General features: G+C 61.4%; 17 protein-coding genes. 14 read left to right on the forward strand and 3 right to left on the reverse strand.

Annotation, left to right across the window (positions count from 1 at the left end; all coding sequences use genetic code 11):
• The first annotated feature begins 23 nt into the window (after positions 1 to 23).
• A complete protein-coding gene (locus PYV02_RS06770) occupies positions 24 to 743 on the forward strand; it encodes a hypothetical protein (RefSeq protein WP_275757465.1) in 720 nt (239 codons plus the stop codon).
• The gene (locus tag PYV02_RS06775; RefSeq protein ID WP_275757467.1) at positions 740 to 1,513 is read left to right on the forward strand and encodes a hypothetical protein; all 774 of its coding nucleotides are present in this window, start codon (positions 740 to 742) and stop codon (positions 1,511 to 1,513) included. Before PYV02_RS06770 ends, PYV02_RS06775 begins: the two co-directional genes overlap by 4 nt.
• 4 nt (positions 1,514 to 1,517) lie before the next feature.
• Here the strand turns inward: PYV02_RS06775 and PYV02_RS06780 are convergent, their stop codons facing one another.
• Positions 1,518 to 2,066 carry a uracil-DNA glycosylase family protein gene (locus PYV02_RS06780; protein WP_275757469.1) on the reverse strand — a complete coding sequence of 183 codons (549 nt, stop codon included), beginning with the start codon at positions 2,064 to 2,066 and terminating at the stop codon, positions 1,518 to 1,520.
• Positions 2,063 to 2,320 carry a hypothetical protein gene (locus PYV02_RS06785; protein WP_275757471.1) on the reverse strand — a complete coding sequence of 86 codons (258 nt, stop codon included), beginning with the start codon at positions 2,318 to 2,320 and terminating at the stop codon, positions 2,063 to 2,065. The genes PYV02_RS06780 and PYV02_RS06785 overlap by 4 nt, the downstream gene beginning before the upstream one ends.
• 93 nt (positions 2,321 to 2,413) lie before the next feature.
• Here PYV02_RS06785 and PYV02_RS06790 point away from each other — a divergent pair, with 93 nt between their 5' ends.
• Positions 2,414 to 3,232 carry a helix-turn-helix domain-containing protein gene (locus PYV02_RS06790; protein ID WP_275757472.1) on the forward strand — a complete coding sequence of 273 codons (819 nt, stop codon included), beginning with the start codon at positions 2,414 to 2,416 and terminating at the stop codon, positions 3,230 to 3,232.
• Between the two features lie 6 nt (positions 3,233 to 3,238).
• Here PYV02_RS06790 and PYV02_RS06795 read toward each other — a convergent pair whose 3' ends face one another.
• Positions 3,239 to 3,988 carry a hypothetical protein gene (locus tag PYV02_RS06795; protein WP_275757474.1) on the reverse strand — a complete coding sequence of 250 codons (750 nt, stop codon included), beginning with the start codon at positions 3,986 to 3,988 and terminating at the stop codon, positions 3,239 to 3,241.
• A 362-nt stretch (positions 3,989 to 4,350) separates the two neighbouring features.
• Between PYV02_RS06795 and PYV02_RS06800 the strand changes: the two genes are divergently transcribed.
• The 11 genes from PYV02_RS06800 to PYV02_RS06850 all read left to right on the forward strand — a co-directional run bounded on the left by PYV02_RS06800 (position 4,351) and on the right by PYV02_RS06850 (position 19,585).
• Positions 4,351 to 4,668, forward strand: coding sequence for a hypothetical protein (locus tag PYV02_RS06800; protein WP_275757476.1), 318 nt, complete (start codon positions 4,351 to 4,353; stop codon positions 4,666 to 4,668).
• A 142-nt stretch (positions 4,669 to 4,810) separates the two neighbouring features.
• On the forward strand, positions 4,811 to 5,356 hold the full coding sequence (locus tag PYV02_RS06805; RefSeq protein WP_275757478.1) for a DUF3846 domain-containing protein: 546 nt from the start codon (positions 4,811 to 4,813) through the stop codon (positions 5,354 to 5,356).
• Positions 5,356 to 5,862, forward strand: coding sequence for a DUF3846 domain-containing protein (locus PYV02_RS06810; protein WP_275757480.1), 507 nt, complete (start codon positions 5,356 to 5,358; stop codon positions 5,860 to 5,862). The genes PYV02_RS06805 and PYV02_RS06810 overlap by 1 nt, the downstream gene beginning before the upstream one ends.
• Positions 5,863 to 6,299: 437 nt before the next feature.
• Positions 6,300 to 8,756, forward strand: a complete 2,457-nt coding sequence (locus PYV02_RS06815; protein ID WP_275757482.1) for a type I restriction-modification system subunit M — start codon at positions 6,300 to 6,302, stop codon at positions 8,754 to 8,756.
• Entirely contained in the window at positions 8,753 to 9,961 is a 1,209-nt protein-coding gene (locus PYV02_RS06820; RefSeq protein ID WP_275757484.1) for a restriction endonuclease subunit S, read from the forward strand. Before PYV02_RS06815 ends, PYV02_RS06820 begins: the two co-directional genes overlap by 4 nt.
• The gene (locus PYV02_RS06825; protein WP_275757487.1) at positions 9,958 to 10,686 is read left to right on the forward strand and encodes a TIGR02391 family protein; all 729 of its coding nucleotides are present in this window, start codon (positions 9,958 to 9,960) and stop codon (positions 10,684 to 10,686) included. Before PYV02_RS06820 ends, PYV02_RS06825 begins: the two co-directional genes overlap by 4 nt.
• A complete protein-coding gene (locus tag PYV02_RS06830; RefSeq protein WP_275757489.1) occupies positions 10,683 to 13,769 on the forward strand; it encodes a type I restriction endonuclease subunit R in 3,087 nt (1,028 codons plus the stop codon). The genes PYV02_RS06825 and PYV02_RS06830 overlap by 4 nt, the downstream gene beginning before the upstream one ends.
• On the forward strand, positions 13,756 to 14,481 hold the full coding sequence (locus PYV02_RS06835; RefSeq protein ID WP_275757490.1) for a M48 family metallopeptidase: 726 nt from the start codon (positions 13,756 to 13,758) through the stop codon (positions 14,479 to 14,481). Before PYV02_RS06830 ends, PYV02_RS06835 begins: the two co-directional genes overlap by 14 nt.
• Entirely contained in the window at positions 14,478 to 16,298 is a 1,821-nt protein-coding gene (locus tag PYV02_RS06840) for a hypothetical protein (protein ID WP_275757492.1), read from the forward strand. The genes PYV02_RS06835 and PYV02_RS06840 overlap by 4 nt, the downstream gene beginning before the upstream one ends.
• Entirely contained in the window at positions 16,295 to 17,902 is a 1,608-nt protein-coding gene (locus tag PYV02_RS06845; protein ID WP_275757494.1) for an ATP-dependent nuclease, read from the forward strand. Before PYV02_RS06840 ends, PYV02_RS06845 begins: the two co-directional genes overlap by 4 nt.
• Positions 17,903 to 19,585, forward strand: coding sequence for a UvrD-helicase domain-containing protein (locus tag PYV02_RS06850; protein WP_275757496.1), 1,683 nt, complete (start codon positions 17,903 to 17,905; stop codon positions 19,583 to 19,585).
• The last annotated feature ends 9 nt before the right edge of the window (positions 19,586 to 19,594 follow it).

Below are 19,594 nucleotides of genomic sequence, written 5' to 3' on the forward strand. Positions count from 1 at the left end.
AACCAAACTCGGGGCAGACCCTCGTGATCGTCGTGATCGCGATTCTTGCAGCTGTCACGATCGTCGCCTACAACGGAATCTCCAAGAGAGCGAAGGCTTCCACCGCCCAGTCTGCGGCGCAACAGATTGCAAAGAAGATTGCAACGTACGCAATTACGAACGGTGAGGACTACCCGTCTGACCTTGCGACGATCGGCGTGACCGACGACGGTTCGACGAGCTATCAGTACAGCGTCAACAACAGCGCCAGTCCACGCACCTACTGCGTCACCGTCAGCGTCTCGGATATCTCATACTTCATCTCGAGTACTCAGCAGTCTCCAACGGAGGGTGGTTGCCCCGGCCACGGGCAGGGCGGTGTCGCCTCGATAACCAACCTCGCGGTGAACCCGAGCTTCGAAGCTGGGTCCAGCACGATTGAAGTACGGCGCAATCTCACTCGCTACCCCAACGCCGAGATGGGCACCACCGCAGGTTGGGGCCCCTCAGCAGGCAGCACGATCTCTTCAGTGTCGGAACTCGCGCACTCTGGGACGCGTTCATACAAGGTCGTGACACCCGGCGTCGCGACAAGCGAAGGGATATCTCAGGCGGGATCCGCCGCAATGGGGCCGGCGTCTTCGGGCGTGGCGACAGCGGAAACTTTGTCCGTCTGGGTACATGCTCCAGCGGGCGCCACCTTGTATTCGCTGCCGAGGAGTATGTGCCGGATGGCGCCTTCGTTGCCACGCGTGGGACGGTGAACTTTACCGGCACGGGCGGATGGCAGCGCGTCTCGGTCGGAGGTACCAAGGCGACAGCCACGAACATCCTGCGTAGTTACGTCCGAACGCGATCGACAGCTCAGGCGATCACCTTCTACGTTGATGATGCGCTCAATGAAAACGCCCCGGCGCTTAGTGACTACTTCGACGGCTCGATATCTCCCGACCCCGACCTCACTGCAGCTTGGACTGGCGCGGCGAATCAGAGCGAGTCAGTGCTCAGCGCCCAGAAGCCATCGGATTTCACATCGGGAAGCGCCACCAACTTGATGTACTTCCAGTCCTCGAGCTGGAAGAGCACCGGTGCGAACAGCGTCCGCTTGCGGTCGGCCTACACGGCCACAGATCCCGGGTCGTTCATTTCAGTCAACAACCTCAACGCTCAGCTCGTTACCGGTCGCACCTATACGGCGGTTGCGAAAGTCCGGCTGGAAGCGCCGCTATCCGGCGCGCTCCGAAGCGAAAGACTCCGACTGCAGATACGAACGACGGGCGGTGCAGTCGCCGCGGACTCGAACACGCCTCCAAATGAAGCAGGGGAATATGAGGTGCGCGTCACCTGGACACATAACGGCAACAGTTCGCTTCGCCTGTATCACGGAGGAGTACAAGGTTCGGGCGACGTCTGGTTCGATGATCTCATGGTCGTCGAGGGCACCTACACCGGCCCAGCCCGCAATGGCGACAGTCCGAACTGGATCTGGAATGGCACGCCTCATGCATCGACATCGACGGGGCCTGGCCAGTAGCGGATCAGGAGGCGCGTAGCGCATCTTTCAGTTGGGCCATCACTCGTTCGACGTTCTCACGCTTGTCGTATGGTCCTGGCATTCGAAATACTTGCGCACCCCACGAGGTGCGCTTTGCTTGCATCCCCGGCGCGCCCTCGCTGCCGAGAAGCGCCTTCACCGGGTGCCGGAAAACGCAGATGACGAGTCCGATCGCGTGGGACTTTAGTTTCTCGAGAAGCGACTCTGATCCGTGGGCGATCTCCGCCTTGGTCACGCCGTCCTCGCCTTTGGTGGGGCGCTTCACGATGTCGGTGAAGCCGACGCCTGCTTCGACGGCTGCGTCCTCGAAGTACCGCCCGCGAGGCAGTGCGAAGAGGCCAGCACTCGCAAGGCGCCGTAGCTGTCCTTGACCAGCCTTGCCTTGGTAGTAGTGACCGACGTCGACGCTGGTCTGTGCGGGATTCAGGCCGACGATCATGGCGCGCGGACGCTCAGGCCAGATGTCCGCGAGGGTCAGGATCTCTTCTCCCATCCACGTGGTGCGTTCCTGATACCCGTGGAGATCGCTCAAGGCCCTACCCGCACGGCGAGTCCAGCTGCGATCAGCTCCTCAATCGCAACTGCGATGTCAGCTGCATCCTCGTATGCGTCCTCATACGGGTTGACTGGCTGACCGTTGTTGGCCAGCAGCAGAGTGAACAAGCCCTTTGCAATCAACGACAAATCGCGGTCCGCGAGGACATGATCTGGAATCGGGATGCCGGCCTTATCGTCCGTCAGCGGCCAAAGGCCACGAGCGGCGATGCAGTCCTCGGGCGCGGTCATACCCTCAACGATAGGGGCCGTTGGAACGAAGCAGGGGCGCATCGCCGCCGAGATCGCTGGCGAGTCGGATGCGGATCCGACGACAATGGAATAGTGGACGGCACCGGCGCGACGGGGATAGACGGCCGGAGCATGATCCGTCTCAACGACAAGCAGCAAGCGGTGCTCGCCTGGGTCGTGCAGGGGTGCCCGCCTGGCGTGTACCCGGACGATGACTTCAGTCATCGAGTGACGGCGCGTGCGCTCAAGAACCGCGGCCTTATCGAGCTTTCCGGTCACGGCAGGAACTGGCGGGCACACCCGACCGCACGCGGCCAGGTGTGGCCGCAGGCGACGGTGGAAGACGAGCACGAGCGCCAACGCCTTGAGCAACCGCACCGACGTCTCATCACAGAGCAGGGTGACGTCGACGCTCAATCTGGTGCCTTGGGACGGGCGCTTCGCCGGATGCCGCGCAAGGATCCCGCTCGTCCGAAGAAGAAACTCCCCGTTAAGCAGGTCAACAGGCAGGAGACGTACATGCGCTACAAGGTCGTGGTCACGCGGGTGCAGGTCGCCGAGAAGTGGGTGCGCGCCACCGATGAGGAAGATGCCGCCCGCAAGGTCCAGGAGGAGTTCGCCAAGCCGTACTCGTACTTCGGCAACTGGGAGACGAAGGCATCGGAGGTCGAGATCATCGAGGCTGAGCAGACCACGGTCATCCACCCGAACACGCTGTCGGAGTCTGGGCCGATGCTGCTCAGTTTGAAGGACGCCGCGGCGGCACTCGGGATCCCGTACTCGGCGCTCTATGAACTGACGAATCGCGGCGAAATCGAGTACACAAAGATGGGCTCGCGCAAGTACATCCAGCGGGAGTCGCTGATGAACTTCATCGCGGCCAATACGCACCGTGGGTACTACCCGGGCTGAGGACCGCTACGACGCGTTTGCCTTCTCGGCGACGCGCGCACGGAGCACATCGACGATCTCGGGCACGAAGCGCTGCTTCACCCGGTGTTTCACGCCCTTCTGCATCTCCTTGATGAATTTCCCGATTTTCAGGGCTTCCTCGAACTCGCCGCCGGCCGCATAGAAGGCGCGGAGCCAGGCTTCCTCGTCGAGCGGATAGCCCGTCTTGGTGAAGGCGCGGAGCAGCTGAATCACAGCGTCCTTGCCCCGCCCCGAACCCAGACCGTTGTACTGTTCGTCGACCATGCTCACGGCCGCCTCAAGCTGGACGGGATCAAGAGGCGGCGCGCTCTCACCGGTATCGAGGTCGACCGCACCGAGGCCATCGAGCATGACGCACACATCGTCGGCGCGAGCCCAGATGATGACGAAGATGCGGGCGACTCGTCCAGCCAAGATGATCTCTCGGAGCAGTTCGCAATCCTTCTCCTTGTATGGGTGGATGATCATCACGGCGTGGCCGAGCTCGTCGTCGCCACTGCGGCGCAATTGCCCGAGCTCGGAGAGCGCGAATACCCGGCGCGAGGCCGGGTCGGGAGCAACGAAGTCGACGAACTCGCGGTCTGCATCGTTCTCCGTTTCGTGCTTCTTGAGGTCGGGCGCAGCGAACAGGTATGGCGCGTCGCCGAGCCAGTCGCGGATCACGGCGCTCTGAGGTTCCATTGCAGTGCCACGCTGGGCCCAGTCGCTACGGACCATGTAGGCAAGTTCAGTCATGACTCCAGGATGCCGGTACCTGCGGACATCGTGCGGCTGATCGTCGCGCTACTCACACGACCGCATGACGCGATTCCCTGCGTGTCAGGGAACTCGAACTCATCAGACACGCGGGGGCCTCGGGCTGGCTCTTGATCGAGATTCGGATTGGTGCGTGGTGAAGTTCGCGCCATAACTGTGCCTGGCTATGAACCATGAACGCGAAGCATTCAAGGCCTGAGCCGCCGTAGTTTTTACAACGATCACGACCGGAAGATTGACACTCGGAACCATCGGTTCATACTCAGCGACGTTCCTCGTCGGCATGCGGCTCGTAGGAGAACCACCGGGTTCGCCGGCCGCTCCCGATGAGGAGGCTCACCATGAGTGAGAACAACCCCGCCGAGACGCCCTCCACGGCGCTCGGCCCGATTCGCACCCTTGCGGTGCGGCTCACCGACGGACTGCGGGCGCAGCTGGATGTCATCGCCCAGCTCAACGACCGCTCCGTCACCGAAGAGATTCGTATCGCCCTCGAGGCCTGGGTCGAGACCAGCAAGTCCGACCCCAAGGTGCTCGCCAGGGCGGAGACGGTGCGTGCCGAGATCGAGCGCGAGGCCAAGACCAAGCAGAGCGCGATCGAGGCGATCTTCGGCGGCACCGGAGCGAAGGCTCCGCGTGCCAAGTCGGGCTCCGCCTGACGAAAACTCCCCTCCCCGTCGTGGGGAACGGAGAGAGGGGCGGCTGTCCCGAGGATTGAGCGATGCGCACGCTCTCCTCGGGCAGCTGCCCTCAAACAACTTCACGCCCTCGTTGCTGCCCCGCGGCTTGTCAGAGAACCGGATGGTTCTCGGCCGCGACAACGGTAAGGAGGTGGGAGCGATGGTTCTCGGAATCGTCATCCCGCAGGACGGCGGCGGTGACCTTCGACTCGAAGAGCTCGCCGGCCTCCGGGACTTCCAAGAAGTCACCGGCGGCTGGATCGAACCTATCGAGCTCGACGGCATCGACGCCACGATCTACATCAACGGCGAAGCGCAGCGCCACCCCGGTCCATTCAACTCTCGGGCCACGACGCTGCACTGGTACCACGGCCTGCACCGCGACAGGGCGCTGCTCCTGGGCGACGCCGTGATTGTCGGCACGCAGTCCGGTGAGCGCGGAAGGGTGCTGCCTTGGCTCATCCACGCACTGATGGACCACCATGAGTTCGTGGTGCAGATCAGCCCGGACGGACGCCGCTGGGCGGATACGCCATTGCGCTTCGCCTCGATCTTCGAAGCGAAGCTCTGGGCGATGCTTATCGACGGCGTCCTCGTTGAAGGCGTCGACGTCCGCATCGAGGCGCTGGATGCCTGCGCCCAGCACCTCCAAAAGGAGACGCGCTGATGGTCACCGGAATCGTCATACCGGCAGACGCCAACGAGCCAGTGCGGGAGATCGACACCGCCGTGCCGGACGCCATCGCTACGGCAGTCGGTGGCCTCATGGAAGCCGTCGACCTGCACGGTCTCCGCGTCACGGTCTATGTCAACGAGTCGGGGCTGCTGCAGCATCTGCCGTTCAACAGCCGTGCCTCGTTCCTCTGGTGGTACCACGTCCCGTCTGCACGCCAGCGAGCCATGCTCGTCGGCGACGCGGTCATCGTGGGCCTGCCGGACGACAACGGCGCCGACACCGAGGTGTCGACGACTGCTCGCGAGCTGTTGCTCTCGCCGCGGCGCTTCCGCGTCGAGGTGCGGACGGCAGATGACCCCACCTGGCACCGCAACCGGGCGACCTATCCCAACTACTGGGAAGCGATCGTCTGGGCGATGGTGCTGCTCGAACGGATGGCGGAGGTCGTGGATACGCGAGTCGTCCCTGTGGATGGCGACGCGGTCGAGGCAGCCTGACTCACACCAACTCATCCGCTACGGCGGCGACTGCCCAGCTTCGAGAGCTACGCGCTCTCGGCTGGAACGGTCGCCGCCGTCTTCACCTCCGTGCGCGATGACCCCTGGCACCGAGTCGCCACCGCGAGTGCAGCCGCGGATGAGGGCTAGCATAAAGTACCAGGTCAAGGTATAAATATAGGCAGGGATATGCGACAGTTGAGCCTCGCTCCTGACCGCACGCCACCCCGGACTAGACGCATCCAAGGCGATGTCCGTCTGCCCCGATACCCTGAGAGCAGTCTCCTGGGGACGTAACCGTAGTGCGCGCACAGACGCGCGTAGGAGGAACCACACAGCATGACCCGAGCCACATTCAGTCGAGCGAAGCGCCCGTCCGGGCGGCACGTTACCGAGCACACCGCGACTGATCTGTCGCCGAAGGTGGTGACGTGGTAGTGGCTCTCAAGAAGTCGGACCTCTATAGCTCGCTGTGGGCGAGCTGCGACCAGCTCCGTGGCGGCATGGACGCGAGCCAGTACAAGGACTACATCCTGACGATGTTGTTCATGAAGTACGTCTCGGACAAGGCGAAGTCGGATCCCGACAGCCTGATCGAGGTGCCTGAAGGTGGTTCGTTCGACGACATGTTTGCCGCCAAGAACGACAAGGAGATCGGCGACCGCTTCAACAAGATCATCGGCAAGCTCGCCGATGCCAACGGTCTCCGAAACGTCATCGATCAGGCCGACTTCAACGATCCGGAGAAGCTCGGCAACGGTAAGGAGATGCAAGATCGTCTCTCGAAGCTCGTAACGATCTTCCGAGATCTGGACTTCCGTGGTTCTCGGGCAGAGGGAGACGACTTGCTCGGCGACGCGTACGAGTACCTGATGCGTCACTTTGCCACGGAGTCGGGCAAGAGCAAGGGACAGTTCTATACGCCTGCCGAGGTCTCGCGCGTGCTCGCCAAGGTTGTCGGGATCGGTCGCTCGACTAGTCAAGACGAGACCGTCTACGACCCAGCGTGTGGTTCAGGATCTTTGCTACTGAAGGCCGCCGCGGAGGCCCCCCGTGGGATGACGATCTACGGGCAGGAGAAGGACAACGCGACCTGGGCGCTGGCCAGGATGAACATGATCCTCCACGGCAACGCGACTGCGGAGATCTTCAAGGGCGACACAATCACGAGCCCAAGCCCCCAGCTCACCAACGGTAAGAGCCTGAAGACGTTCGACTACGTCGTCATGAATCCTCCGTTCTCCATCAAGTCGTGGAACAACGGACTCGAAGAGGACTTCGGCAGGTTCGAGTACGGCATTCCGCCTGAAAAAAACGGCGACTACGCCTTCCTCCTCCACGCCCTCACATCACTGAAGTCCGAGGGCAAGGCGGCCGTCATCCTGCCGCACGGCGTGCTCTTCCGCGGTAACGCGGAGGGGAACATCCGTCGCGAACTTCTCAAGCGCGGCTTCATCAAGGGCATCATCGGTCTGCCGGCGAACCTCTTCTATGGCACGGGAATCCCCGCGTGCATCGTGCTTCTCGACAAGGAGAACGCTGTTAGCCGCACGGGCGTCTTCATGGTGGACGCCAGCAGGGGTTTCATCAAGGACGGCAATAAGAACCGACTCCGTGACCAGGACATCCACAAGATCGTCGACACCTTCAACCGCCAGTTGCCGATCGACGGCTACTCACGCATGGTGTCGATGAGCGAAATTGCCGACCCCAAGAACAACTACAACCTCAACATCCCGCGCTACATCGATAGCTCGGAGCCTGAGGACCTTCAGGATCTGTCGGCACATCTGCACGGCGGCATTCCGAACCGCGATATCGAAGCCTTGCAGACCTACTGGGACGCGCTGCCAGCCCTTAAGGACGCTCTCTTCGAGCCGTTCCGCGAGGGCTATTCGAAGCTCACGGTGGACCCGACCGAGGTGCAAGACTACGCGCTGAATCGCAGTGGTCTCGAGTTCATCCGCGCGGACGTCGCGACGGTCGTAAGTGAATGGTTCGAAGCGCACCGCGCGGCGCTCCTCGCGATCGATGCCGAGACTACGCCGAACGACCTGATTCGAGTTTTCGGCGACGATCTGCTGGCTCGATTCAAGGACGTGCCTTTGCTCGACGAGTACGACGTCTACCAGCAGCTCATGAGCTACTGGAACGACACGATGCACGACGACGTGTATCTGCTCATGACAGAACTCGGAAACGGTGGCTCATGGGCCAGCGCTGCTAAGCCTCGCAAGACTGTCGAGGACAAGGAGCGAAAGCTCTCTGAGGATCCGGACCTCGAGATCGGCACCGGCCGTAGCAAGACGAAGTACAAGATGGACCTCGTCCCGCCAGTTCTGATTGTGGGACGGTACTTCGCGGACGAACAGGCTCGCGTCGATAAGCTCAATGCGAACCTCGAGTCGGTCTCTGCCGCAGTTGTGGAACACGCCGAAGAGCACGGCGTCGACGAGGCGATTCTCGCCGAGGCCACCAACGACAAGGGTGCGTACACCAGGCAGGTGGTCAGCGCGGTGATCCGGGAAGCGAAAGCGAGCGGCGACCAGGAGACTCTCGGCTGCGCCAACGCTGCTCTTGAGCTGCTGAATCGCGAAGCCGCTGTAAAGAAGGCGGCTAAGGAGGCCCAGGCAGCACTGGATGAGCAGACGCTCCGCAAGTATGGCGAGCTTGCAGATGATGACGTCAGATCGATCGTGTTGGACGACAAGTGGCATGCAGCCATCGCGACGAAGATCGAAGGCGAAGTCAACGCGTTGACGCTCGCGCTCGGCGCTCGTATTCAGCAGCTAGGGGAACGCTACGCGGCGACCGTCGCAGACCTCGACGCCAAGGTGCAAGAGCTCGAGGCTAAGGTCGCCAATCATCTTTCCGCAATGGGGGTCGGGTTGTGAGCGCTACGGCTGACGCCCCGAGGTGGCGCGACACGGCGCTGCTCGAATTAGTGACGATCAAGAGTGGTCAGGTCGATCCTCGAGCGTCTCCTTATCGAGACTTGCCACTGATTGCGCCGGATCACATCGCCACCGGAACTGGCCGACTCGTCAAGAAGGAGTCTGCATCGACGCAGGGCGCTATCAGCGGCAAGTACTTCGTGCGACCCGGTGACGTCATTTATAGCAAGATTCGTCCATACCTGCAGAAGGCATACAGGTGTGACTTTGAAGCCCTCTGTAGCGCGGATATGTACCCGCTCACGCCTCGTGGCGACGTGGACTCCTCCTTCATCCTGCACTCGCTCCTCGGGCATGACTTCACCAACTTCGCCGTCAGTGTTTCTGCGAGAAGCGGCATTCCCAAGATCAATCGCGAGGAACTCGCCGAGTATCGGATGCGTACCCCCGGGGGTGCTGAACAGCGCGCGATCGGAAAGGCGCTCGACGACGCCGACAACCTGATTGCCGCGCTGGAACGCCTCATCGTCAAGAAGCAGGCGATCAAGCAGGGCATGATGCAGCAGCTCCTCACGGGTACCACTCGCCTCCCCGGCTTCACCGCATCCTGGCGCCAGGCCACCATCGGTGACCTGGCAAGCGTGTCAGGTGGCGGTACACCGTCCACCCGCGACTCCAGTCTGTGGGGCGGTGGGATTCCATGGTTTACTCCGGCAGAGATCCCTGAGTCCGGTGCAGGAGTCGTCACGACGTCCGATCGCACAATTACCAAGGCTGGACTCCAGAAGAGCGCCGCAAAGATGCTTCCCGAGGGCACTGTGCTGGTGACTTCGCGTGCCAGCATTGGCCACTGCGCGATCGCAGGCCGTCCAGTGGCAACGAACCAGGGATTTACATCGCTCGTTCCGAGCGACCGGCGATCGACCGAGTTTCTCTACTACTGGGTCCAGCAGCATAGATCTCGATTCGTCTCTCGCGCCGCAGGAAGCACCTTTCTGGAGATCAGCGGTTCCAAGGTAGCAACGATCGAGATTTTGGCACCTGCCGCCGATGAGCAAGCAGCGATCGGCGCGGTACTTTCGGATGCTGACGCTGACCTTCGGGGCCTGCAGCTGCGCCTAACGAAGGCGCGGAACGTCAAGCAAGGCATGATGCAGCAACTCCTAACCGGCCGCACCCGCTTGCCTGTGGAGGCTGCGGTATGAGCAGCATGGATCGGGACTGGGCCATCGAACAGCTCGACGCGTTTATCCACATGACCGCATATGTGGCTTCAAGTACGCCTGGTGTCATCGGTTCCTTCATCCGGGGTAAACCGGATGAGATCGCCGGCCAAGCGCAGGTAGTGGAACAGATTCTCGAACGAGCGACTCCGGGTTGGCGGGCACGACTCCGTGAGACGTCTCGGAAGTGGGATGGCTTGCGCGAGGCCGCCAGCCGTGGACGGACTCAGCTCGAGCGAGAGCAAGAGCTGCGCGAAAAGCTCGGCGAGAACGCTCCAGAAATCTCGGCAGCCAACCTGCACCCATGGATCTGGAGCGGTGCGCGTTCGCTGTGGCAGTCGGGCCACTTCGTCCAGGCTGTACGCGACGCCGCGACGAAGCTGAACGCCGAGACGCAGAACAAGGTTAGCCGTCGGGACGTCAGCGAGACGGATCTCTTTAAGCAGTCGTTCTCACTCGATGAAGCGAAGCACGGGAAATCGCGGTTGCGGCGGATGCTGCCCGAAGACAGCGACACCTACCGGTCGCTGCAGCGCGGGGCGATGGCGTTTGCCGAGGGGGTTTTTGCCGGCATCCGCAACCCGCTCTCGCATGAGGCTGATCAGGAGCTTTCCGAGCAGGTGGCGCTTGAGTACCTGGCAGCGCTGAGCGTGCTCGCGCGCTGGGTAGATGAATCAACAGTGGAGCACGCAGGGGGCGCGTCATGAGCACAGTAGGACAGATCGAAAAGAAGACACAGGATCGCATCGTGAGGCTGTTCACGGAGCAGCTTAGCTACGAGTACCTCGGAGACTGGCACGACGGCAACCGGACGAACGGCATCGAGGTCGATCTCCTCAGTCAGAACCTGCGCGCTCGGAACTACGACGATGCTCTCATCACTCGCGCGGTTGAGCAGCTCGAGAAGGCGGCCGCCGTTGGTGTCGGCCACAACTTGTACGAGGCGAACCGGGACGTCTACCAGCTACTTCGTTACGGCGTGAAGGTCAAGGCAGCTGCTGGTGAATCAACGCAGACGGTTTGGCTCATCGATTGGCAGACTCCGTCCGCCAATCACTTCGCGCTAGCTGAAGAGGTCACGGTGCTCGGCCACCACTCCAAGCGCCCGGACATCGTCCTCTACGTCAACGGGCTGGCACTCGGCGTCATCGAGCTGAAGCGCTCCAAGGTGTCCCTTACCGAGGGCATTCGCCAGTCCATCGGCAATCAGAGCAAGGACTTCATCCGTCCGTTCTTCTCAACCGTCCAGTACCTGTTCGCCGGCAACGACGCCGAGGGGCTTCGATACGGCGTCATCGACACGCCTGAGAAGTACTGGCTCGAGTGGAAGGAAGAGTCGGAAGTCGACTCGCCACTGGATCGCGCGCTCCTGCAGATGTGCGGGAAAGACCGCTTCCTTGAACTGATCCACAACTTCATTGTGTTCGATAAGGGCGTCAAGAAGGGGCCGCGCCACAACCAGTACTTCGGCGTCAAGGCGGCGCAGAAGCGCATCGCACAACGAGAGGGCGGCATCATCTGGCACACCCAAGGTTCGGGCAAGAGCCTGACGATGGTGTGGCTGGCAAAGTGGATCCGCGAGTCGCAAGTCGGCACCGATCCACGCGTGCTCATCATCACTGACCGCACCGAACTCGATGATCAGATCGAGAAGGTCTTCAAGGGAGTCAACGAGTCCATCTATCGAACCAAGAGCGGTACCGATCTCATCTCGACGCTGAACACGTCGGAAGAGTGGCTCATCAGCTCGCTCGTTCACAAGTTCCGCGACAGCGGTGACAACATGGACGCCGATACCGACGACTACATCGCGGAACTCAGCGCCGCACTTCCGAAGGACTTCCGAGCCAAGGGCAACATCTTCGTCTTCGTCGATGAGGCTCACCGTACCCAGTCCGGCAAGATGCACCGCGCTATGAAGCAGCTCTTGCCCGACGCAATGTTCATCGGCTTCACCGGCACGCCGCTCTTGAAGGCTGACAAGGCGACCAGCATTGAGACCTTCGGGTCATTCATCCACACGTACAAGTTCAACGAGGCGGTGAGCGACGGCGTCGTACTTGACCTCCGCTACGAAGCGCGCGACATCGATCAGGACCTGACTTCGCCAGCACACGTCGATAAGTGGTTCGAAGCAAAGACGAAGGGCATGACCGACCTGTCCCGCGCCGAGCTCAAGAAGCGCTGGGGCACCATGCAGAAGGTCGTCTCCAGCAAGTCTCGCGCGGAGCAGATCGTCGCCGACATCCTGCTCGACATGGAGACGAAGCCGCGGCTCATGGACCGCCGCGGCAACGCGATGCTCGTCGGCGCCAGCATCTATCAGGCATGCAAGTTCTACGACCTGTTCGTCAACGCAGGCTTCAAAGGCAAGTGCGCGATCGTCACGAGCTATCAGCCCAACGTTACGGAGATCTCGAAAGAGGATGCGGGCGCGGGCAAGACCGAGAAACTTGCGCAGTACGACATCTATCGCCGCATGCTGGCCGACTACTTCGACGAATCCGAAGACGCTGCCATGGGACGCGTAGAAGAGTTCGAGGCTGCAGTCAAGAAGCAGTTCATCGAGGAGCCGGGACAGATGCGGCTGCTCATTGTGGTGGACAAGCTCCTCACAGGCTTCGACGCGCCGAGCGCCACCTATCTCTACATCGACAAGAAGATGCAAGACCACGGGCTGTTCCAAGCGATCTGCCGCGTGAACCGCCTCGACGGCGACGACAAGGACTACGGCTACATCGTCGACTACCGGGACCTGTTCAACTCACTCGAAAGCGCCATCAATGACTACACCTCGGGCGCACTCGAGGGGTATGAGAAGCAAGACATCGAGGGATTGCTGACAGACCGCATCGACAAGGCTCGGGATGATCTTGACGATGCCCTGGAGCGGATCCGTGCTCTCTGCGAGCCGGTGCTCCCGCCCAAGGGCACGGATCAGTACCGTGCGTATTTTGTCGCGAAAGACGCGGGCAGCGCCGATCAGATTAAGGCCAACGAGCCGAAGCGCGTCGAACTCTATAAGGCGGTCTCGGCGGTCACGCGCGCCTTCGCAAACATTGCCAACGACATGGCGGAGGCCGGCTACAGCCCTGCAGACGTCGAGAAGATCAAGAAGGAAATCGCGCATTACAGTGACGTGCGTGCCGAAGTGAAGCTCGCCGCTGGCGAAGACGTCGACTTCAAGGCCTACGAAGCCGACATGCGCTTCCTGCTCGACACCTACATCAAGGCCGGCGCGTCGGAGGTGGTGTCAAACTTCGAAGACACCGGACTTATCGACCTGATCGTGAAGCTCGGTCCTGCGGCGATCGACAAGCTCCCGCCCGGCATCAGGAAGAGCAAGGACGCGGTCGCCGAGACCATCGTCAACAACATGCGCAAAGTCATCATCGACGAGCACGCGCTGAATCCGAAGTTCTACGACCGGATGAGCGAACTGCTCGACGCGATCCTCGAAGAACGACGCAAACAGGCGCTCGACTACGAGGCCTATCTCGCCAAGATCCTCGATGCCGCGCAGCAGCTCGGCAACAAGGAATCCGGCAAGAGCTACCCGACGTGGGTGAAACACGGTGGGCAGAGGGCGCTTATCGACACGCTTGACGACGACGCCGACCTCGCGTTCGTGATCGATTCCGCTGTGCGCAACGTGAAGAAGCACGACTGGGTCGACAATCCGATGAAGCGGAAGCAAGTTAAGCAAGCCATTGCCCGCTCGCTGCCCGACGGCGATGCCCGGGTCGAGGCGGTCTTTGATCTCATGAGGTCGCGCGATGAATACCGCTAGCGCGTACCTCAGCGTCCGCGGCCTCGACATCGACATCATCCGCAAGGACATCAAACATCTTCACGTCGGCGTCTACCCGCCCGCGGGTCGAGTTCGCGTAGCTGCGCCGTTGGGCTTCGATGACGAGCACATCCGGCTGGCCGTGATTCAGCGCCTTGCTTGGATTCGACGTCAGCGCAAGGAGTTGCAGAGCGCCGCACGCCAATCCGTTCGCGAGATGGTTACGGGCGAGTCGCACTACGTGTGGGGGCTCCGGAAGCGGCTGAAAGTAGTCGAACGACCCGGACGCGCGCATGTTGAGGTCGACGGTGATCGGCTCACGCTGTACGTCGCGCCAGACGCCTCAGTTGAGCAGCGCCGCACCTATCTCGAACGGTGGTATCGCGATCAGCTTCGCTCCGCTTTGCCTGGTTTGATCGTTAAGTGGGAGCAGCGCCTCGACGTGACTGTCCCAAGGTGGACCATCCGAAAGATGAAGACGAAATGGGGCTCGTGTAACCGTGAAACCCACGGCCTCTGGTTCAACGTCGAGCTTGCAAAGAAGCACCCGGATTGCCTTGAGTACATCGTGGTGCACGAGCTCACGCACTACTTCGACGGTAGCCACGGTGCGCGCTTCGCAGCCCTGATGGACCGTAGTCTGCCGGACTGGCGATCGCGCCGCGACGAGCTCAATGGCGCGCCGCTTGCGGAAGAGGATTGGTACGCGTGAAGAAGGCGAAGGTCTCAGCCAAAGCGAAGACGGCTGCGCACGAGGCGCTGTTTGCGCAGCCAACGGTGCATTTCACGCTCACGACACACCTCGGCCGCGACCTTGATCTACGGACTGCGGTGCGACGGCTTCTTGGGGATGACGTAGCGGTCTCTGCGGCCTGGCCCTCAGAGTTAGGGATCCGTGTAACGCCGTCGATGCGAAAGCTCGCGCGCACGTTGGAGCGGACAAGACGGCTGAAGGACGACGCGGATCTGTATCGACGGGAGCGCACTGCGAGGTCCTTGATGCGCTTCGTGCTGAGGCATCCGCTGATCATGTGGAGGGGACTCGCTCGAAGCAGCGGGTCTACTGAAGAGCTGGAATCCAGCAGCGGTGATGGGTCGATCGATGAAGCACTCGAGTTTGGCCAAGAAGTCATTCTCAACGCACAGAAGATATCGGCCGTCGAGCGAGAGATGGACGCACGGCTGTTTGGTGGACAGAGTCGCGACTTCGACCGCTTCGTGCGTCTGAATCTCCGCGGCTCGTACCACGATATTCGGTTGCCTGCGTCGTCAGAAACCGCACATGTCGTCTTCGAACCACGTCTCCTACTACATTCATCGGGCGTCTTACAACTCACCATCGCAGTGCCGCTCCACGCCAGTCTTACGACGTCTCAACTGATTCATTTGTCTCGATCGGACAGGATGGCGGTTGCGGCATCGCAAGTCCCGGAGCCCCTCCTTGCGCTACAGGCCGAAGGGACGTGGACAGACGACCTAGATGCTGGTGCGCGTCTGTTCGCGCGAGATGCGGGCGAGGGACTGACACTCGCAGACCTTATTCACGAGCATTTGCTTGTGGTTCGCAAGGCCCTCAAGCGCATGGGTAGTGCGCAGTGGAACATCCACGCAACGGTCTTTGCGTCCGCAGGAGCGTGTTGCAGGGAGCACGACTCTTGGCGCAACGTACACCCGAACGATGCTGCTCAAGTGGCCGCGCGGTATCAGCCCAACGGAGGTTTTGACCGTAAACGCCTGCGAGGCATCAATCTCGCGCTGGAGACCGATCGTTTGCTGACGACGAATATCGGCTCGACTACGCTGATTGACTTCATCAGTGATGATCGCGAGCCGTTCCACGAACTCAACACGGTCTTGCTCGTCGAGCACGTCATGCTTCAGTACGCTCGACTGCAAGACATCGAGGGTCGTGTGGCTAAGCCGCGTCTCTACGGAAAGAAGCTCACACGGCTTCAGCGAGACAGCGTTGACGTCTTCACCGACATGCGGCAACACGAGTTGCGATACGGCTCGGCCCGTGAGATCGCGACGCGTCTGCTCAACGAACTCGGTGCCCAGGACATGCGGCGCACGATCGAAACTGCTTTAGGCCTGGCGTCACAGAGTGATGCAACTCATCAGGCGACGATCCAATCTCGCCGATCCATGGTGCTGACTGTGATCGCCACAACCCTCGCAGTGCTGGTCGCGATACCTGCACTTCAGGATCTGCTCACCCTGGCTTCGCACACTCCAGACCTCGCGCAGGCCCCCTGGCTTCTCGCGCCGTTCAAGTGGTTTGCGAGCCTCGGTGGGTGGGGGCCCTGGATGATCATCGCCGTGATCCTCGCTGCTGTCGTTGCCTGGTGGCTTTTCCGCAAGGTCTGGTGGGCGTTGCGGTTCCTGGTGATCGTTCTTGGGATACTCGTCGGCCGTCGAGGACCACTTGTGCCTCAGAACCTGACCTTGATGGCGGACCTACGGGAGAGTACCGACTCGGCTATTGATGAAGAGAAGGAACCTGGGCTTGAAGCAGGAGGCCGTCGATGAAACTGACTCGAATCAAACTTGAGAACTATCGCCGACTCGAGGATACGGAAATCGAGGTCCGGGACCACCTCGTCCTCGTGGGTGCGAACGATGTCGGCAAGTCATCGCTACTGCGCGCGATCGACCTCGTGCTGGGCGCCAGCACGGCCCAGCTGTACGCGAATCTGAGCGTAGACGACTTCCGCGATCCAGAGCAGGAGCTCCGCTTCGAGGTTGAGCTTGTCGACTTCAGCCCCGACGAGAAGACGTTGTTTGCCGACGAGATCTTCGTCGACCCTGTGACGAACGACCGGTCGCTCACGATTCAGCTGACGGCCTCGGTCGACGCGAGTGAGTCGCTCAGTATCGCGAGAATTGGGCCGCATGCCGGCACTGGGCGTCAGCTGTCCCGCGATCAAATCACGGGGCTCGGGTGGAAGTTCCTCAGCGCAACGGCTCAGACGCGGGATCTTCGAGAGGACCGGCGCTCTGCACTTGACGACATGTTGCGCGCGGTCGAACTTGGCAGGGAAAAGGCGGATTTTGACGCAATCGCCACGAGCTTTCAGAACGCACTCAACGAGTCGGATACGCTCGGCGACCTTCGTAAGCAGCTAGCTCGTCAGCTTTCGAAAGCTCTGCCCGAGAAGCTCAGGAAGAAGGACCTTTCGTTTGTCAGCGGCGCTTCTGCTGACGATGACGTACTCAGCGATGTCCGACTCAGAGTCACAAAGGGCGGGGTTGAGCACGAGCTTTCCGAGCAGTCCGACGGTACGCGCGCCTTGTATGCGATTGCTCTATACGACCTTATGAGCGCGGGCGCAAACGTCGTAGGGATCGATGAGCCAGAGATTCATCTGCACCCCACGTCTCAGCGCAGCCTGGCGCGATTGCTCCGGGCCAGCAGCAACCAGAAAGTGCTGGCGACTCACTCTTCGGATATCGTCGGCGCGTTCGATGCGGACTCGATCGTCGTGGTCCGTCCGGGCGGCAAGATCGTCCAGCCCGATGCTGGCTTCCTTGCGGCGGATGAGCGAACATTCGTCAAGTGGTGGGTCAGAGACAAGCTGGAGCCGCTCACCGCGACTCACGTCGTCACGGTAGAGGGGCTCTCGGATCGCATCATCCTTGAGCGTGTCGCCGACCTTACGGACCGCAACCTTGACCGCCTCGGCGTTTCAGTAATCGAAACGGACGGCGCGAGTGAGATTCGGCCGATTGCCAAGCTCTTCGGCCCGACCGGCTTCAACCTGGCGGTCTCGCGCCTCATAGATCTCGACGCGGAGCAGGAACTGGCAGACACGCTCGGCGTTGCCGTCGGTGACCTCCGCTCCTACTCGGTCCATACCTCGCAACGAGATCTCGAGGATGAATATGTCCGAGCACTCGGCGGCGCGAACGTCCACACCGCGCTGGTAAGCGGCGGGCACTTCTCGAAGAACGAACTCAGCAACTGCGTGCCGACCGGTGATGGAGGCGCATTCACGGATGAAGACGTTGCGTCCTTCTGCCGCGTCAACAAACGCAAGGTGCGAGCGGCGCTCTCCGTGCTCCCGGTCTTGACTGCGTCGAATGCGTCCGCGATAACGAGCATCGATGACCTCCTCACGGAGATCGCGCTGTAAATGATCAAACCGACACCCTCTCAGACCGCGATCCGGGACGCAGCTGCTCGGGACCTCCTGGTCATAGCCCCTGCCGGTTGCGGCAAGACCGAGGCATTGGCCCTGCGCATCCAGGGGCTCCTTCAGCGCGGCGACGTGAGCGCTCCGCAGAGAATTCTCGTGACCACGTTCTCGAACCGTGCACGAGACAACATCCGCGAGCGTCTGCAGGATTACCTCCCGAGCGCGACCCTTCGTGATCGCGTCACCATCACCAACTTTCATGGGCTCGCGGCTCGTCTCTTCCGGGCACACGCCAACGTCATCGGGCTTGACCCGTCGATGATCATTCCGGACGGAGATTGGGTCGGCGCACAGTGCCGTGCCCAGGGGTTCGACTTCAACACGTCGGCCGCCGTGCAGACGACGCTGCGAAAGGCTAAGCAGGAACCCCGAACAGATGAAGAGGTGGAAGCCTATCTCAGCGCACCTGGGCGAGAAGCCGCGCTCGCAATCGAACGACTACGCGTCACCGAAGGACGGCTGACGTACGACGACCTCCCACGGTTGGCAGAACTAATCCTCGCGAACGACCTCGTGGCGGACCTGTACCAGGCACATTTCGGGAGCGTCGTCGTTGATGAGTTCCAGGACCTCACTCCGCAGCAACTGCGCATCGTGAACCGAATCGGGTACAAGAAGACCACCTACGCGGGCGACCTGGCTCAGGGCATCTACGGCTTTGCCGGCGCGAAACCGACCGAGATTGATGCCGCAATCCGAGCCGAATGCACCAAGGTGATTGAGTTCTCGGAGTCGCATCGTTCGTCGCCCGCGGTGCTGGCGATGGTGAATGCCATGACAACGCTGACAGCCGGAACGCCGCTCACAGCAGCCGACCCTGCCTCATGGCCCAGCGGAGGGCTCGCGGCCTCCGTGGCGCACTCCACAGCGGACGCGGAGGGAACATGGGTGGCACAGGTGGCCAACGCGCTGGTTGCTCGTGTACCCGGCCAGAGAGTGGGAATCATCGCAAGGACGCTCGGTCGACGCCGCTTCGTAGAGGACGCCTTGACCATCGCTGGCGTTGCCTTTTATCGCTGGGACGATGGTGTCCTCGACACGGATACGGCCCGCACGATGAAGTCCATGCTCGCGCGGTTCGACGCTCGAGGGTATGACGCAGCGGGCGACAAGATGACGTTCCTTCGCGACGCGGCCGGGTTCGAATCAGTCACGGATCCGGCGGGGCGGGAGAGCCTACTTGGTGCCCTGCATTGGTGCCATGACCTTCTTCGTGACGGGGCAACAGCGGCCGATATCCGTTCCCGGATCCAAGTCGGTGATGCGAACACGTTGATTACGGCGTCCGGAGTCCATCTGCTGACGGGTCATGTTGGCAAAGGCCAGCAGTTTGACTGGGTCGTAGTGGTGGGTCTTGAAGAAGGCGTCATTCCCGACTTCCGTGCGACGAGTGCAGAAGAGAAAACCGAGGAAGCGAGAGTGCTCTCAGTGATGCTCTCTCGCGCGCGTCACGGAGTTGTCGTCAGTCGGGCGGCGTCCGTGCCGACGAATGCTGGCCGTCCGATGAATCGGACGCCGTCCTCATTCCTTACCAAAATCGCGGCGGCGAGCCCGCTGAACGACACAGGCCTGGTCGAGTGGTTCAACGCGGCTGATTGGGCGGCGATCGCGGTCCGATAGACCGCACCA

The sequence above is a fragment of the Antiquaquibacter metalliresistens genome, assembly GCF_029211225.1.
Taxonomy (GTDB): domain Bacteria; phylum Actinomycetota; class Actinomycetes; order Actinomycetales; family Microbacteriaceae; genus Rhodoglobus; species Rhodoglobus metalliresistens.

Excerpts from the sequence above, each read along its gene's own strand:
- PYV02_RS06825 (WP_275757487.1), top strand. The coding sequence starts at position 9,958 with ATGAGCAGCATGGATCGGGACTGGGCCATCGAACAGCTCGACGCGTTT.
- PYV02_RS06805 (WP_275757478.1), top strand. The coding sequence starts at position 4,811 with ATGGTTCTCGGCCGCGACAACGGTAAGGAGGTGGGAGCGATGGTTCTC.
- PYV02_RS06850 (WP_275757496.1), top strand. The coding sequence starts at position 17,903 with ATGATCAAACCGACACCCTCTCAGACCGCGATCCGGGACGCAGCTGCT.
- PYV02_RS06795 (WP_275757474.1), bottom strand. The coding sequence starts at position 3,988 with ATGACTGAACTTGCCTACATGGTCCGTAGCGACTGGGCCCAGCGTGGC.
- PYV02_RS06785 (WP_275757471.1), bottom strand. The coding sequence starts at position 2,320 with ATGACCGCGCCCGAGGACTGCATCGCCGCTCGTGGCCTTTGGCCGCTG.
- PYV02_RS06830 (WP_275757489.1), top strand. The coding sequence starts at position 10,683 with ATGAGCACAGTAGGACAGATCGAAAAGAAGACACAGGATCGCATCGTG.
- PYV02_RS06810 (WP_275757480.1), top strand. The coding sequence starts at position 5,356 with ATGGTCACCGGAATCGTCATACCGGCAGACGCCAACGAGCCAGTGCGG.
- PYV02_RS06845 (WP_275757494.1), top strand. The coding sequence starts at position 16,295 with ATGAAACTGACTCGAATCAAACTTGAGAACTATCGCCGACTCGAGGAT.
- PYV02_RS06800 (WP_275757476.1), top strand. The coding sequence starts at position 4,351 with ATGAGTGAGAACAACCCCGCCGAGACGCCCTCCACGGCGCTCGGCCCG.
- PYV02_RS06835 (WP_275757490.1), top strand. The coding sequence starts at position 13,756 with ATGAATACCGCTAGCGCGTACCTCAGCGTCCGCGGCCTCGACATCGAC.